This is a genomic window from Streptomyces sp. JL2001 (assembly GCF_050917515.1).
Classification (GTDB): domain Bacteria; phylum Actinomycetota; class Actinomycetes; order Streptomycetales; family Streptomycetaceae; genus Streptomyces.
In genome coordinates this window covers 428,240-442,448 of sequence record NZ_CP169421.1, presented here as the reverse complement: position 1 = coordinate 442,448, position 14,209 = coordinate 428,240, and the positions used below count along the sequence as shown (strand labels likewise).

7 protein-coding genes are annotated in these 14,209 nt (G+C 70.8%); 6 read left to right on the top strand and 1 reads right to left on the bottom strand.

All coding sequences use genetic code 11. The features are described 5' to 3' along the window. Positions 1 to 162 precede the first annotated feature (162 nt). The 6 genes from ACE1OA_RS02010 (at position 163) to ACE1OA_RS01985 (ending at position 12,454) form a co-directional block, all read left to right on the top strand. A complete protein-coding gene (locus ACE1OA_RS02010; RefSeq protein ID WP_432752114.1) occupies positions 163 to 4,449 on the top strand; it encodes a discoidin domain-containing protein in 4,287 nt (1,428 codons plus the stop codon). A 622-nt stretch (positions 4,450 to 5,071) separates the two neighbouring features. Continuing rightward, positions 5,072 to 6,487: an extracellular solute-binding protein gene (locus ACE1OA_RS02005; RefSeq protein WP_432752113.1), complete on the top strand. Its 1,416-nt coding sequence runs from the start codon at positions 5,072 to 5,074 to the stop codon at positions 6,485 to 6,487. A 125-nt stretch (positions 6,488 to 6,612) separates the two neighbouring features. Then, entirely contained in the window at positions 6,613 to 7,572 is a 960-nt protein-coding gene (locus tag ACE1OA_RS02000) for a carbohydrate ABC transporter permease (protein WP_432752112.1), read from the top strand. A gap of 16 nt (positions 7,573 to 7,588) precedes the next feature. Further along, positions 7,589 to 8,464, top strand: coding sequence for a carbohydrate ABC transporter permease (locus ACE1OA_RS01995; RefSeq protein WP_356604727.1), 876 nt, complete (start codon positions 7,589 to 7,591; stop codon positions 8,462 to 8,464). Positions 8,465 to 8,590: 126 nt separating this feature from the next. Next, positions 8,591 to 10,195, top strand: a complete 1,605-nt coding sequence (locus ACE1OA_RS01990) for a glycoside hydrolase family 13 protein (RefSeq protein WP_432752111.1) — start codon at positions 8,591 to 8,593, stop codon at positions 10,193 to 10,195. Between the two features lie 216 nt (positions 10,196 to 10,411). Beyond that, positions 10,412 to 12,454 (top strand): glycosyl hydrolase family 28-related protein, encoded by a 2,043-nt coding sequence (locus ACE1OA_RS01985; RefSeq protein WP_432752110.1) that lies wholly within the window; start codon positions 10,412 to 10,414, stop codon positions 12,452 to 12,454. Positions 12,455 to 12,533: 79 nt separating this feature from the next. On the opposite strand, the gene ACE1OA_RS01980 is transcribed toward ACE1OA_RS01985, so the two are convergent. Continuing rightward, complete coding sequence (locus ACE1OA_RS01980) at positions 12,534 to 14,135, bottom strand: MFS transporter (protein WP_432752109.1); 1,602 nt, start codon at positions 14,133 to 14,135, stop codon at positions 12,534 to 12,536. Positions 14,136 to 14,209 lie beyond the last annotated feature (74 nt).

The following is a 14,209-nucleotide window of genomic DNA, read 5'->3' as shown; positions in this document are numbered from 1 at the left end:
GGGCGGGAGAAGTCGTCCCGTCGCAGCCGTAGACGTTCCCACAATCCTCTGGAACTCTCTGAGCGTTCAACGCAAAGAAGCTACAACTCTGCGTCTCTCGTGAACATATCCGACTGAGCCGCGTCTCGCCGCCGTTGGGCGCGAGGCCGAGATCGAGGACAGATGACTATCCGCAACTGGAGATCACGGTGCCTGAGCGCCGCGATCGCGATCAGCCTCCTGGCGCTGGGCGGTCCGCTGATGACCGCTCAGGCGGCGGGCGGCCCCAACATCGCCCTGGGCGACGCGGCGGCCGCCGGCAGCGCCCACGCGGAGTACGGCGCCGCGAACATCACCGACGGCAACCAGGGGTCGTACTGGCAGAGCGCGGGCAGCGGCCTGCCCCAGTGGGTCCAGGTCGACCTCGGTACCCCGACCCGCGTGGACGAGGTCGTCCTGAAGCTGCCCGCCGGATGGGAGAGCCGCAGCCAGACGCTCTCCGTGCAGGGCAGCGCCGACGGCACCGGCTTCGCCACCCTCAAGAGCTCCGCCTCCTACACCTTCACCCCGGGCACCGCCAACACCGTCACGGTGGCGTTCCCGGCCACCCAGGCCCGGTTCGTGCGGATCGACATCACCGCCAACACGGGCTGGCAGGCCGCCCAGCTCTCCGAACTGGAGGTGCACGCCGCCGACGGGTCCTCCGTCAACCTGGCGAGCGGACGGACCCTCACCGCGAGCAGCCACACCGAGGTGTACACGGCAGGCAACGCCAACGACGGCAACCGCGCCACCTACTGGGAGAGCGCCAACAACGCCCTGCCGCAGTGGATCCAGGCCGACCTCGGCGCCTCCGTGCGCGTCGACCGGGTCGTCCTGCGGCTGCCCGACGGCTGGGGACCGCGCAGCCAGACCCTCAAGATCCAGGGCAGCACGAACGGCACGGCCTTCACCGACCTGACCGCCGCCCAGGCCTACACCTTCGACGCCGCGAGCGGGCGCTCCGCGACGATCGCCTTCGACGCCACCACCACCCGGTACGTCCGCGTCCTCGTGACGGCGAACAGCGTGCAGCCCGCCGGGCAGCTGTCCGAGCTGGAGGTCTACGGCCCCGAGACCGGCGACACCCAGGCGCCGACCGCGCCGGCGAACCTCGCCTTCACCCAGCCGGCCACCGACCAGATCCGGCTCACCTGGAACGCCGCCACCGACAACACCGGCGTCACCGGCTACGACGTCTACGCCAACGGCTCCCTGCTGACCAGCGTGGCGGGGAACGTCACCACGTTCACCGACACCCGCCCGGCCGGCCAGACGGTGACCTACCTCGTCCGCGCGAAGGACGCCGCCGGGAACCAGTCGGCGAACAGCAACGCCGTCACCCGCACCGGCGACACCGGGGACACCCAGGCGCCGACCGCGCCGGCGGACCTCGCCCTCACCGAGCCCGCGTCGGGCCAGGTCAAGCTGGTCTGGAACGCCTCCTCGGACAACACCGGTGTCACCGGTTACGACGTCTACGCCGACAACACGCTGCGCGGCAGCGTCGCCGGCAACGTCACGACGTACACCGACACCCAGCCGGCCTCGGCCACCGTGACCTACCACGTGCGCGCCAAGGACGCCGCCGGGAACCAGTCGGCCGACAGCAACAAGGTGACCCGCAACGGCACTGGCGTCACCGGCTCCAATCTCGCGGTCGGCAAGGAGATCGCCGCCTCCTCCGTGGTGCACACCTTCGTCGCGGCCAACGCCAACGACAACAGCACGAGCACCTACTGGGAGGGTGCGGGAGGCAGCTACCCGAACACCCTGACCGTCAAGCTGGGCTCGAACGCCGACGTCGACAGGGTCGTCCTCAAGCTCAACCCGGACGCGTCCTGGGCGACCCGCAGCCAGACCGTCGAGGTCCTGGGCCGCGAGCAGAGCGCCTCCGGCTTCGGCGGCCTGGTCGCCTCGAAGAGCTACACCTTCGACCCGGCGAGCGGCAACACCGTCACCATCCCGGTCTCGGCCCGCGTGGCCGACGTCCGGCTCAGGTTCACCGCCAACTCCGGCTCCTCCGCCGGCCAGGTCGCCGAGTTCCAGGTGATCGGCGTCGCGGCGCCCAACCCGGACCTGGAGGTCACCGGCCTGACCGCCTCGCCGGCCGCGCCGGTCGAGTCGGACCCGATCACGGTCAGCGCCACCGTCCGCAACGGCGGCCCGGCCGCCGCACCGGCCAGCACGGTCGCGCTGCGCCTGGGCGGTACCAAGGTCGCCACCGCGCAGGTCGGCGCCCTGGCCGCCGGCGCCCAGACGACGGTCAGCGCCTCCATCGGGGCGCGCGACGCCGGGAGCTACCAGCTCAGCGCCGTCGCGGACGAGGCGAACGCCGTCATCGAGCAGAACGAGTCCAACAACACCTTCACCAGCCCGAACGCCCTGGTGGTCAAGCCGGTGTCCAGCTCCGACCTGCTCGCGGCCGCGGTGACGACCTCGCCGTCCAGCCCGGCCGCCGGTGACACGGTCACCTTCAAGGTGGCGGTGAAGAACCAGGGCACCCAGGCCGGCGCGACGGGCAGCCACGACGTCACGCTCTCCCTGATCGACTCCAAGGGCGCGACGGTCAAGACGCTGACGGGGGCCCACTCCGGCGCCATTGCCGCCGGTGCCACGGCCGAGGTGGCCCTCGGCCCCTGGACCGCGGTCAACGGCTCGTACACCGTCCGGACCGTCGTCGCCGCCGACGCGAACGAGCTGCCGGTCAAGCGGGAGAACAACACCGCCAGCCAGCCCCTCTTCGTCGGCCGCGGCGCCAACATGCCGTACGACATGTACGAGGCGGAGGACGGCACCGCCGGCGGCGGCGCCCAGGTCGTCGGCCCGAACCGGACCGTCGGCGACATCGCGGGCGAGGCGTCCGGCCGCAGGGCCGTCAACCTGGACGCGACGGGCGAATACGTCGAGTTCACCACCCGCCGTCCGACCAACACCCTGGTCACCCGCTTCTCCATCCCCGACGCGCCGGGCGGCGGCGGCATCGACGCCACGATCGACGTGTACGTCGACGGGGTCCTGAGGAAGGCGATGCCGCTGACGTCGAAGTACGCCTGGCTGTACGGGGCCGAGACCGCCCCCGGCAACTCCCCGGGCGCGGGCGCCCCGCGCCACATCTACGACGAGGCGAACCTGCTCCTCGGCGAGACGGTTCCGGCGGGCTCCAAGATCAGGCTCCAGAAGGACGCCGCGAACACCTCCACGTACGCGATCGACTTCGTGAACCTGGAGCAGGTCGCGCCGGTGACCAACCCGGACCCCGCCACCTACACCGTGCCCGCGGGCTTCACCCACCAGGACGTCCAGAACGCGCTCGACAAGGTCCGGATGGACACCACCGGCACGCTGGTCGGCGTCTACCTGCCGCCGGGCGACTACCAGACGGCGAGCAAGTTCCAGGTGTACGGCAAGGCCGTCAAGGTGGTCGGTGCCGGTCCCTGGTACACGAGGTTCCACGCGCCCTCGACGCAGGACAACACCGACATCGGCTTCCGGGCCGAGGCGGCGGCGAAGGGCTCGCTCTTCAAGGGCTTCGCGTACTTCGGCAACTACACCTCGCGCATCGACGGTCCCGGCAAGGTCTTCGACTTCGCCAACGTGTCCGACATCGTCATCGACGACATCTGGAACGAGCACATGGTGTGCCTGTACTGGGGCGCCAACGCCGACCGGATCACGATCAGGAACTCCCGGATCCGCGACATGTTCGCCGACGGCATCAACATGACCAACGGATCCACTGACAACCTCGTGACCAACAACGACGCCCGGGCCACCGGTGACGACAGCTTCGCGCTGTTCTCGGCGATCGACGCCGGCGGCGCGGACATGAAGAACAACGTCTACGAGAACCTGACCTCGACACTGACCTGGCGGGCCGCGGGCGTCGCCGTCTACGGCGGGTACGACAACACCTTCCGCAACATCCACATCGCGGACACCCTCGTCTACTCCGGCATCACCATCTCCTCGCTGGACTTCGGCTACCCGATGAACGGCTTCGGCACCACGCCGACGACCTTCGAGAACATCTCGATCGTGCGGGCCGGCGGGCACTTCTGGGGCTCGCAGACCTTCCCGGGCATCTGGGTCTTCTCCGCCTCCAAGGTCTTCCAGGGGATCCGGGTCAACCACGTCGACATCGTCGATCCGACCTACAGCGGCGTGATGTTCCAGACGAACTACGTCGGCGGGCAGCCGCAGTTCCCGATCAAGGACACCGTGTTCTCGGACGTCTCGATCACGGGCGCGCGCAAGAGCGGTGACGCCTACGACGCCAAGTCCGGCTTCGGGCTGTGGGCCAACGAGATGCCCGAGTCCGGACAGGGCCCCGCCGTCGGGGAGGTGACCTTCAACGGCCTCAGGATGAGCGGCAACGCCGTCGACATCCGCAACACGACGTCCACCTTCAAGATCAACGTCAATCCGTAGCGGCACTCCGGGGGGAACCGTCCGCGTGCGGCGAGGTCGGTGCCGGTGGCTTGCAGCCGCTTGCACCGGCCTTGCGTGGCTGTGTGCGCCCCTGTACGCGCCTTCCGGGGTGCCGTGGCGGGGCGGGGGAGCCATCATGCGACGGCCACGGCACACGCGGCGGCCCAGGGCGCCCCGTCGGGCCCCGGCCGACGGGGCGGCGCAGCGGCCGAGTTGGGGAGGTCGGAGTGCCGCCGGGGCGTCCGGAGGCCGGGCGCCGCCCCGGGTGGGGCGCGCCGCACCGGTGCCTGGTGTGGCGTTGTGCCGTGGCGGGAGCGGGGCCGGCGGGCCCCGCTCCCGCTTCGCCGTGAACGGCAGGTCCCCGGTCGCGACGGCCTCTGTTTCCGGGGGTGTTCGGCCTGCTCCGCCCGGGGAACGGGTGGCTGCTCCCGGCCGCCCGACCCACCTCCGCGCTGTCCGCTTCGTCAGCGGCGATCCGCACCGTCCTGCTGTCGACTGTCAGGCAATTACGAAATCAGCGCGATATCTTGCGTTCACTTGTTGGGGGTGGTTGAGTGTGCGGCGCCCCACAACGCACCGGCGGTGGGGTGACCTCCACGTTCATGCCCGAAGGGGACCACCCATGAGAAGTGCCCGGTTCCGCCGTACGCGCCGCGCCAGCGCGGTCACCCTCGTCTCCGCGCTCACGCTGACCGCTCTCGCCGCCTGCGGCACGAGCAGCAGCGACAACGGCAGTGGCGGTTCCGAGGGCGGCGGGTCGTCCGACCCGGCCGCCCCGCTGGACCCGAAGACCAAGGTGACGCTCACCATCGACTGCATGCCTCCCGCGGCGAAGGCGGCCGAGCTCAAGGAGTGGAAGGAGGACGTCGCCGAGTTCAACAAGACGTACCCGAACGTCACCATCGAGGGCCGCTCCACTCCCGGCCAGTGTCTGGAACCCCCGCGCTTCACCGCGATGCTCAAGGCCAAGTCGCAGCCGGACGTGTTCTACACGTACTTCACCGACCTGCCGCAGGTGCTCGACAACAACGGCGCCGCGGACATCACCGCGTACGTCAACGACAAGAGCGTCCCGCTCCTGAAGGACATCGACCCGAACGTCCTGGGCTCCCTCAAGCAGGACGGCAAGCTCTACGGCCTGCCCACCAGCAACTACACCATGGGCCTGCTCGTCAACCGCAAGCTCTTCCAGCAGGCCGGCCTGAACCCGGACGTCCCGCCCCGCACCTGGGACGAGGTCCGCTCCGCCGCCAAGAAGATCGCGGGCCTGGGGAAGGGCATCGCGGGCTTCGGCGAGTACAGCGCCGGCAACACCGGCGGATGGCACTTCACCGCGCAGATGTACAGCCGCGGCGGCGAGGTCGTGGACGCCGGTGGCAAGAAGGCCGCGTTCAACAACGAGATCGGCAAGGAGGTCGCCGAGAACCTCCACGCCATGCGCTGGGAGGACGACAGCATGGGCAAGACCCAGCTGCTCCAGTGGGGCGACCTCCAGAAGCAGATCGCCACCGACAAGCTCGGCATGTTCCTAGCCGCGCCCGACGACATCGCGTACATGGTCCAGCAGCTGGGTGCGAAGTACGAGAACTTCGGCATGGGCCCGATCCCCGGCGAGAAGAGCACGCTGGCCGGCGGCAACAACTACATGATCAAGCAGGGCATATCCGGCGACAAGATCAAGGCCGCGGTCGCCTGGCTGAACTTCAAGAACCTCACCGTCGGCAAGGGCCAGTTCGCCTGGTCCCGCACCAAGCAGGACGGTCTGCCCGTCGGCGTTCCGCAGCCCAACTTCTGGCTGAACGAGTCCAAGACCACGGACGACGCCGCACGTGTCGAGCACGCGACGATGCCGGTCGCGAACTTCAAGTCGTTCATGGACAACCCCGTCCCGGGCAAGGCCGAGCCGCCGAAGGCCCAGGAGGTCTACAAGGTCCTGGACAACGTGATGTCGGGGATCCTCACCAACAAGAACGCCGACATCGACAAGCTCCTCGCCACCGCCGAGACGCAGGTCAACCAGGTCCTCGCCAACGGGTGACCGGACACCGGCGGAGGGCGTCCGGTCCCGCCGCCCTCCGCCGGTCCGCCGCCCCCGCGGGGGGCGGCCCGCACCCCGACCTCCCGCACGACGACCACCCGGCAGACCAGCACCGAGGAGCGACGATGTCGGCCCCCAGCCTGACCCCGAGCAAGACGGGATCCCCCCGCCACTCCCCGCCGCGCGAGGCGGGCCCCGCGCCCGCCGGCGGGCGGTTCGCCAAGAGCCTGCGGCGCAACCTCACCGCGCACGGATTCCTCATCGGTGCGGTCGTCTGCTTCGCGGTCTTCTCCTGGTACCCGATGGTCAGGGAGTTCTTCCTGGCCTTCCAGAAGACCGAGAGCGGCCGGACCACCTGGGTCGGACTGGACAACCTCGCCACCGTCTTCAACGACCCGGCCTTCTGGCAGGCCTGGCGCAACACCCTGCTCTTCACGGTGCTCGCACTGGTCCTCGGTTTCGCCGTCCCGTTCGTCGTCGCCCTGGTCATCAACGAGTTCCACCACGGCAAGGGCTACCTGCGGCTCCTCGTCTACCTGCCGGTCATGCTCCCGCCGGTCGCCTCGGTCCTCCTCTTCAAGTACCTCTACGACCCCGGGTACGGCCTGCTCAACGAACTGCTCCGGTTCCTCCACCTGCCCGAACAGCAGTGGCTCCAGGACCCCGACCTCTCGATGCTCTCCGTCGTCATCGCCTCGACCTGGATGAACATGGGCGGCGCCGCGCTCATCTACCTCGCGGCCCTCCAGGGCATCCCCGGGGAACTGTACGAGGCCGCCGAGCTCGACGGCGCGGGCATCCTGCGCAAGATCTGGCACGTCACCATCCCGCAGACGCGCCTCATCCTCTCGCTGATGCTGCTCATGCAGATCATCGCCACCATGCAGGTCTTCGTCGAACCGTTCCTGCTCACCGGCGGCGCCGGCCCCGAGGGATCGACCACGACCGTCGTCCACCTCATCTACCAGTACGCCTTCAACTTCAACGACTACGGTGCCGCCGCGGCGCTCGGCCTGCTCCTGCTCGTACTCCTCGCCGGATTCTCGGCGGCGTACGTCAAGCTCAGCCGCGCCGAGGACGAGTAGATCCGGGGAGACCAGCATGTCCACACGCACACTCATCTCACCGGCGCAGCTCGCCCGCCCCCGCGGCAAGGCCGTCTACTGGACCGTGTTCTCCCTGGTCGTCGGCGGCTTCACCCTGGCGTTCCTCGGCCCGCTCTACTGGATGGTCTCCAGCGGCTTCAAGGACACCCAGGAGGTCGTCCAGACACCGCCGACCCTGGTCCCCGGATCGTTCGCGCCGGAGAACTACAGCCGCGCCTGGGAGGTCATGGACCTCTCCACCCTGCTGTTCAACACCCTCTACTACGCCTTCGGGGCACTGGCCTTCCAGCTCGTCCTCGACGTCGCGGCCGCCTACTCGCTCTCCAAGCTCCGGCCCGTCCTCGGCAAGGCGGTGCTCGGCATGATGCTCGCGACCCTGATGATCCCCGCGACCGTCCTCGTCGTGCCCCAGTACCTGACGGTGCTCGACGTGCCGATCGTGGAGCGCAACCTGCTCAACACCCCCTGGGCGATCTGGCTGCCCTCGGTCACCAACGCCTTCAACATCTTCCTGCTGAAGCGCTTCTTCGACTCCATCCCGAAGGAACTCCTGGACGCCGCTTCCATGGACGGGGCGTCCCCGACGCGCACGCTGTGGTCGATCGTGCTGCCCATCTCGCGGCCGATCCTGGGAGTGGTGTCGATCTTCGCGGTCGTGGGCGTCTGGAAGGACTTCCTCTGGCCGATGCTCACCCTGCCCGACCCGTCGAAGCAGACGCTCAACGTCGGCATCTACTCGCTGTCCAACGGCGTCCCGGTGAACGTCCTGATCGCGGCCCTCACCATCGCCTCGCTGCCGACGCTGCTCATCTTCCTGGTCTTCCAGCGCAACATCATGAGCGGTCTCACCGCCGGCGGTCTCAAGGGCTGACCCGGCGCACCGCGCCGCAGCCGACACCGCCTCCGCACCCAGAAGCCTTCGCCGCCGGCCCGTCCCATGCCCCGCAGCAACCGGGCCGGCGGCGAAGAACCCCGACCTGCCCGAAAGGACCGTCACGTGGCAGCCCCTCACTCGTCCCGCACCGAAGACTGGTGGCGCGACGCCGTCATCTACCAGGTGTATCCCCGCAGTTTCGCCGACGGTGACGGTGACGGGACCGGGGATCTCGCGGGAGTCCGGGCGAGACTGCCCTACCTCGCCGAACTGGGCGTCGACGCCGTCTGGTTCACCCCCTGGTACCTCTCCCCGCTGGTCGACGGCGGATACGACGTCGCCGACTACCGCACCATCGACCCCGCGTTCGGCACGCTGGCCGAGGCGGAGAAGCTCATCGCCGAGGCCCGCGGACTCGGCGTCCGGGTGATCGTCGACATCGTCCCGAACCACGTCTCCGACCAGCACGCCTGGTTCCGCGCGGCGCTGGACGCCGGCCCCGGCAGCGCCGAGCGCGAGCTCTTCCACTTCCGGCCGGGCCGCGGCGAGCACGGCGAACTGCCGCCCAACGACTGGCCCTCCCAGTTCTCCGGACGGACCTGGACCCGCGTCGAGGACGGGGAGTGGTACCTGCACCTCTTCACCCCCGAACAGCCCGACCTCAACTGGGCCCACCCGGCGGTCCGCCGTGAACACGAGGAGGTCCTGCGCTTCTGGTTCGAGCGCGGTGTCGCCGGCGTACGGATCGACTCCGCCGCCCTGCTCGCCAAGGACCCGGCGCTCGCCGACTTCGAGGAGGGCGTCGACCCCCACCCGTACATCGACCAGGACGAACTCCACGACATCTACCGCTCCTGGCGCGCGATAGCCGACGAGTACGGCGGCGTGTTCGTCGGCGAGGTCTGGCTCCCCGACTCCGAGCGCTTCGCCCGCTACCTGCGCCCCGACGAGCTGCACACCGCCTTCAACTTCAACTTCCTCTCCTGTCCCTGGGACCCGGACCGGCTGCGCCGGACCATCGACGACACCCTGGCCGAGCACGCACCGGTCGGCGCCCCCGCCACCTGGGTACTGTGCAACCACGACGTCACCCGGACCGTCACCCGGTACGGCCGCACCGACACCGGCTTCGACTTCGCCACGAAGGCCTTCGGCACGCCCACGGACCTCGGCCTCGGCACCCGCCGCGCCCGCGCCGCGGCCCTGCTCACCCTCGCCCTGCCCGGATCGGTCTACGTCTACCAGGGCGAGGAACTGGGCCTGCCCGAGGCCGAGATCCCCCTCGACCGCATCCAGGACCCCATGCACGCCCGCTCCGGCGGCACCGACCCGGGGCGCGACGGCTGCCGGGTCCCGCTGCCCTGGTCCGCCGAGGGGCCCTCGTACGGATTCGGCGCGACGACCGAGCCGTGGCTGCCGCAGCCCGGAGACTGGGCCGAGTACGCCGTGGACCGCCAGCACACCGACCCGGACTCGATGCTCGCGCTCTACCGCGAGGCCCTGCGGCAGCGACGCGCCGGCGCGGGGTTCGGGGACGGCCCGCTCAGCTGGCTGCCGGCCCCGGACGGCGTCCTCGCCTTCGCCCGGACCGACGGCCTGGTCTGCGTCGTCAACCTCGCCGCGACCCCCGCCGACCTGCCGCCGCACGACGAACTGCTGCTCGCCAGCGGTGTGCTGGACGCCGACGGACGGCTGCCCGCGGACACGGCGGTCTGGCTGCGCACCTGACCCCGGCCGCCCGCCGCCCCTGCCGTCTCCCGCCCGCCCCTGCCGTCTCCCGCCCGCCCGCGCCGTCTCCCGCCCGCCCGCGCTGCCTCCCGTCCTGCCCGCACCTCCCGACAGGGCGCGAGGGCAGGGACTCGGCGTGCCCCGCGGGCCCTGTCCCCACGCCGCCGGTGTGCCGTACGCCGCGCGTTCCCCACCGCCCGACAGAAGCGAGCCCCGATGTTCCCGAGCCGCGCCACCTCCCGCGCCCGCACCGGCAGGAGAACCGCCGTCCTCGTCTGCGCCCTCCTCGTCCTCGGGGTGACGGCCGACGGCGTCGCCACCGCCTCGTCCACGCCCCGCCCCGGACCCCCCGTGGGGACGGGACCAGTCGTGACCCGTGCGGCCCTCGACCCGGCCCTGGTCGAAGGACGCGGCGCCGACGTCGCCTTCGACGAGCAGGAGGCGGAGAACGCCCGGACCGACGGCACCGTCGTCGGACCCGACCGGACGCCGTACACGCTCGCCTCCGAGGCGTCCGGCCGCACAGCGGTCCGGCTCACCCGGGGCCGGTACGTCGAGTTCGTCCTGCCCCGCGCGGCCAACGCCCTGACGGTCCGTTACAGCATCCCGGACGCCCCCGAGGGCGGCGGCATCACCGCGCCCCTGGACGTCACGGTGAACGGCGGCCACCGCCGGGTCATGACCCTCACCTCCCAGTACTCCTGGCTGTACAACCAGTACCCCTTCACCGACGACCCCCGCGCGGACCTGCTCCACCCCGACTGGTGGACCACCGAGTGCTCCTGCGTCCCGGCGGCCACCTCGCCGGCACCGGCCTTCGACAAGCCCTTCCGTCCCACGCACTTCTACGACGAGCAGCGCCTGCTCCTGGGCCGGACCCACCGCGCCGGCGCTCGCGTACGCCTGACCGTCCCCGAGGGGAGCCCCGCCGCCTGGACCGTCATCGACCTGCTCGACACGGAGCTGGTCGGACGCCCGCACGTCGACCTCCGCGCGGTCGACGTCCGCGCCTTCGGCGCCGACCCGACCGGCCGGCGCGACGCCGCGCCCGCCATCGAACGGGCCATCGCCTTCGCCAAGCGCACCGGGAGGACCGTCTACCTGCCGCCCGGCACGTTCCAGGTCAACCGTCACATCGTCGTGGACGACGTCACGATCACCGGCGCCGGCAGCTGGTACACCGTCGTCAAGGGCCGCCAGGTCGTCCTGGACCCGCCCGCCCCCGACGGCTCGACCCACACCGGAGTCGGCTTCTACGGCCGGAGCGCGGCCGAGGGCGGCAGCCGCGGCGTCCACCTGTCCGGCTTCGCGATCGAGGGCGACGTGCGCGAGCGCGTGGACACCGACCAGGTCAACGCCATCGGCGGCGCGATGAGCGATTCGACCGTCGACGGCCTCTACCTGCACCACACCAAGGTCGGCCTCTGGTTCGACGGCCCGATGACCCGGGTGAAGGTCACGAACAACGTCATCGCCGACCAGATCGCCGACGCGCTCAACCTCCACACCGGCGTGACCGATTCCGAGGTCCGCAACAACTTCGTCCGCAACACCGGAGACGACGGCCTGGCCATGTGGTCGGACCGGACAGCCGACGCGAACAACACCTTCGCCCGCAACACCGTCCAGTCGCCGACCCTCGCCAACGGCATCGCGATCTACGGCGGACGGGACAACACCGTCAGCGGCAACCTGGTCGCCGACCCGGTCCGCGAGGGCAGCGGCCTGCACGCCGGCTCCCGCTTCGGCGCCGAGCCCTTCACCGGGACCCTCCGCTTCACCGGCAACACCGCCGTGCGGTCCGGCACGCTCGACCTCAACTGGAGGATCGGCCTCGGCGCGATCTGGTTCTACGCCCTCGACCGGAGCATCGACGCCGACGTCCGGGTCACCGGCGACCACTACCTCGACAGCACCTACAACGCGATGATGCTGGTCAGCGAGTTCGGCGTGAAGGACGAGGTCGACATCCCGGCCGTCCACTTCAAGGACGTTCGCGTCGACGGAACAGGCACCTCCGTGCTGAGCGCCCGGGTCAAGGGCTCCGCCACCTTCGAGAACGTCGACGCGCGGGGTGTGGGCGCCGTCGCCGTCAACAACTGCGGCTCGTTCAACTTCCCCGCCACCGGGTCGGAGTTCGGTCTCACCGACCGGGGCGGCAACGACGGCGGCTGGCTCGCCGCCTGGCTGCTGCCCAACACCATCACCTGCGACGACCGCCCGCCCGTGGTGGTGCCCCCGCCGCCGTCCCGCTGGTGAACCGTACGCGGGCGCCCCGCCGGAGCATCTCCGGCGGGGCGCCCGCGTCCTGTTCGGTCCCCGGTCCCCGGACCGCAGGTCAGCGTACGGAGGCCGCCCCGGCAGGCTCGGCCGCTTCGTCGGCCCCGGCCGGATCACCGGTCGCGGCCGCGGCGACGTCCTCGCCCTCGGTGCCGTCCGTGGTCTTCGTACCGTCCGTGTGCTGCGGGCTCGCGGCGACGAGAGTCGGCGCGGTGGTGGCCTCGGCCCGGGGACCGTGCTGCCCGCGCAGGCCGAACCGGGCGATCACCGCGACGAGCGCGAAGGCGACGGCCCCGATGCCGAACGTGAGGGTGAAGCCGGACTCGGCCGGCAGCGGCGGCACGCCCGCGGGCAGGTGCTCGACGGTCTTCGAGGCCAGGATCGTGGTGACGACGGCGCTGCCGATCGCGCTGCCCGTGGAGCGGGAGATCGAGTTGATGCCGTTGGCGATGCCGCTCTGGTGGTGCGGGACGCTCGACATGATCACGGCGGGCATGGCGGCGTAGCCGAAGCTGACGGCCGCGCCGACGACGAGACCGGCACCGATCACCGAGAAGGTGTGGCCGTGGTCGAGGGCGAGCCAGGCGAAGCCGACCGCGCCGAAGGCGGCGGCGAGGCCGAGCGCGAACCGGGGACCGCGACCGCGGACGATCCGGCCGCCGACGGGGGAGGCGAGCAGCGAGACGATCGCGCCCGGCAGAAGGAACTCCACGGAGGCCCGCAGGATGGACGCGTCGAAGCCGAAGCCGGTGAGCGCCTGGGGCATCTGCACGAGGTAGGAGACGCCCAGGAAGTTCGCGAACATGCCGAAGCCGACGAGGATGCCCGCGAGGTTGGCCATCAGCACGGGGCGGTGGACGAACATGCGCATGTCGACGAGCGGCTCGCGGACCTTGCGTTCGACCAGGACCCACAGGGCGGTCACCACGACCGCGCCGGCGAAGCTGCCCAGCGTCCGGCCGGAGGCCCAGCCCCACTCGTGGCCCTGGGAGATCGGCAGCAGGAGCAGCAGCAGCGCGACGCCGAGCGTCAGCGCGCCGAGGAAGTCGGTGCGGCCTCCGGTCTTGTGCCGGGTCGCCGGGACGAGGAAGAGGACGGCGAGAAGGGCCAGGACGGCGAATCCGGTCGCCATCCAGAAGGCGTCGCGGTAGTCGGCGCCGGCGCCTGAGGTGAGCAGGCCGGTCGCGACGAGGGCCAGGCCGCTGCCGAACGCGAGTGTGCCGCTGACCAGCGCCATGGCTCCCGGCAGCTTCTGCGGGCGGACCTCCTCGCGCAGGACGGAGAGGGCCAGCGGGAAGATCGCGGTGGCGGCGCCCTGGAGCACCCGGCCCAGGACCAGCAGGGGCAGGGACGTCGCGAGCGCGGCGACGACGGATCCCGCCACCATCACCACGAGCACGCCGACCAGGGTGGGCTTCTTGCCGTGCTGGTCGCCGAAGCGGCCGAGCAGCGGCGTGAAGACCGCCGCGGACAGCAGCGTGGCGGTGGTGACCCAGCTGACCTCGGCGGTCGAGGCGCCGAGGTCGTCGCGGATCAGTCCCAGGATCGGGACCGGCAGGGTCTGCATCATCGACACGACCATGGCGGCGAGGCTCAGGGCGAAGACGACGATCGTCTCGCTCCTGCGCCCGGCGGTGACGGGGGCGGAGGCGGGGCTCATGGCGGGGAGGACCTTCTCGAAGATTCAGGGCGTAGATGTTTGAGAACATCAAGTACTTCGTCGACGGTAGAGGT

What these genes read in the sequence shown, in the direction of transcription:
- ACE1OA_RS02010 (WP_432752114.1), top strand. Translation starts at nt 163, where the DNA reads ATGACTATCCGCAACTGGAGATCACGGTGCCTGAGCGCCGCGATCGCG.
- ACE1OA_RS02005 (WP_432752113.1), top strand. Translation starts at nt 5,072, where the DNA reads ATGAGAAGTGCCCGGTTCCGCCGTACGCGCCGCGCCAGCGCGGTCACC.
- ACE1OA_RS02000 (WP_432752112.1), top strand. Translation starts at nt 6,613, where the DNA reads ATGTCGGCCCCCAGCCTGACCCCGAGCAAGACGGGATCCCCCCGCCAC.
- ACE1OA_RS01995 (WP_356604727.1), top strand. Translation starts at nt 7,589, where the DNA reads ATGTCCACACGCACACTCATCTCACCGGCGCAGCTCGCCCGCCCCCGC.
- ACE1OA_RS01985 (WP_432752110.1), top strand. Translation starts at nt 10,412, where the DNA reads ATGTTCCCGAGCCGCGCCACCTCCCGCGCCCGCACCGGCAGGAGAACC.
- ACE1OA_RS01980 (WP_432752109.1), bottom strand. Translation starts at nt 14,135, where the DNA reads ATGAGCCCCGCCTCCGCCCCCGTCACCGCCGGGCGCAGGAGCGAGACG.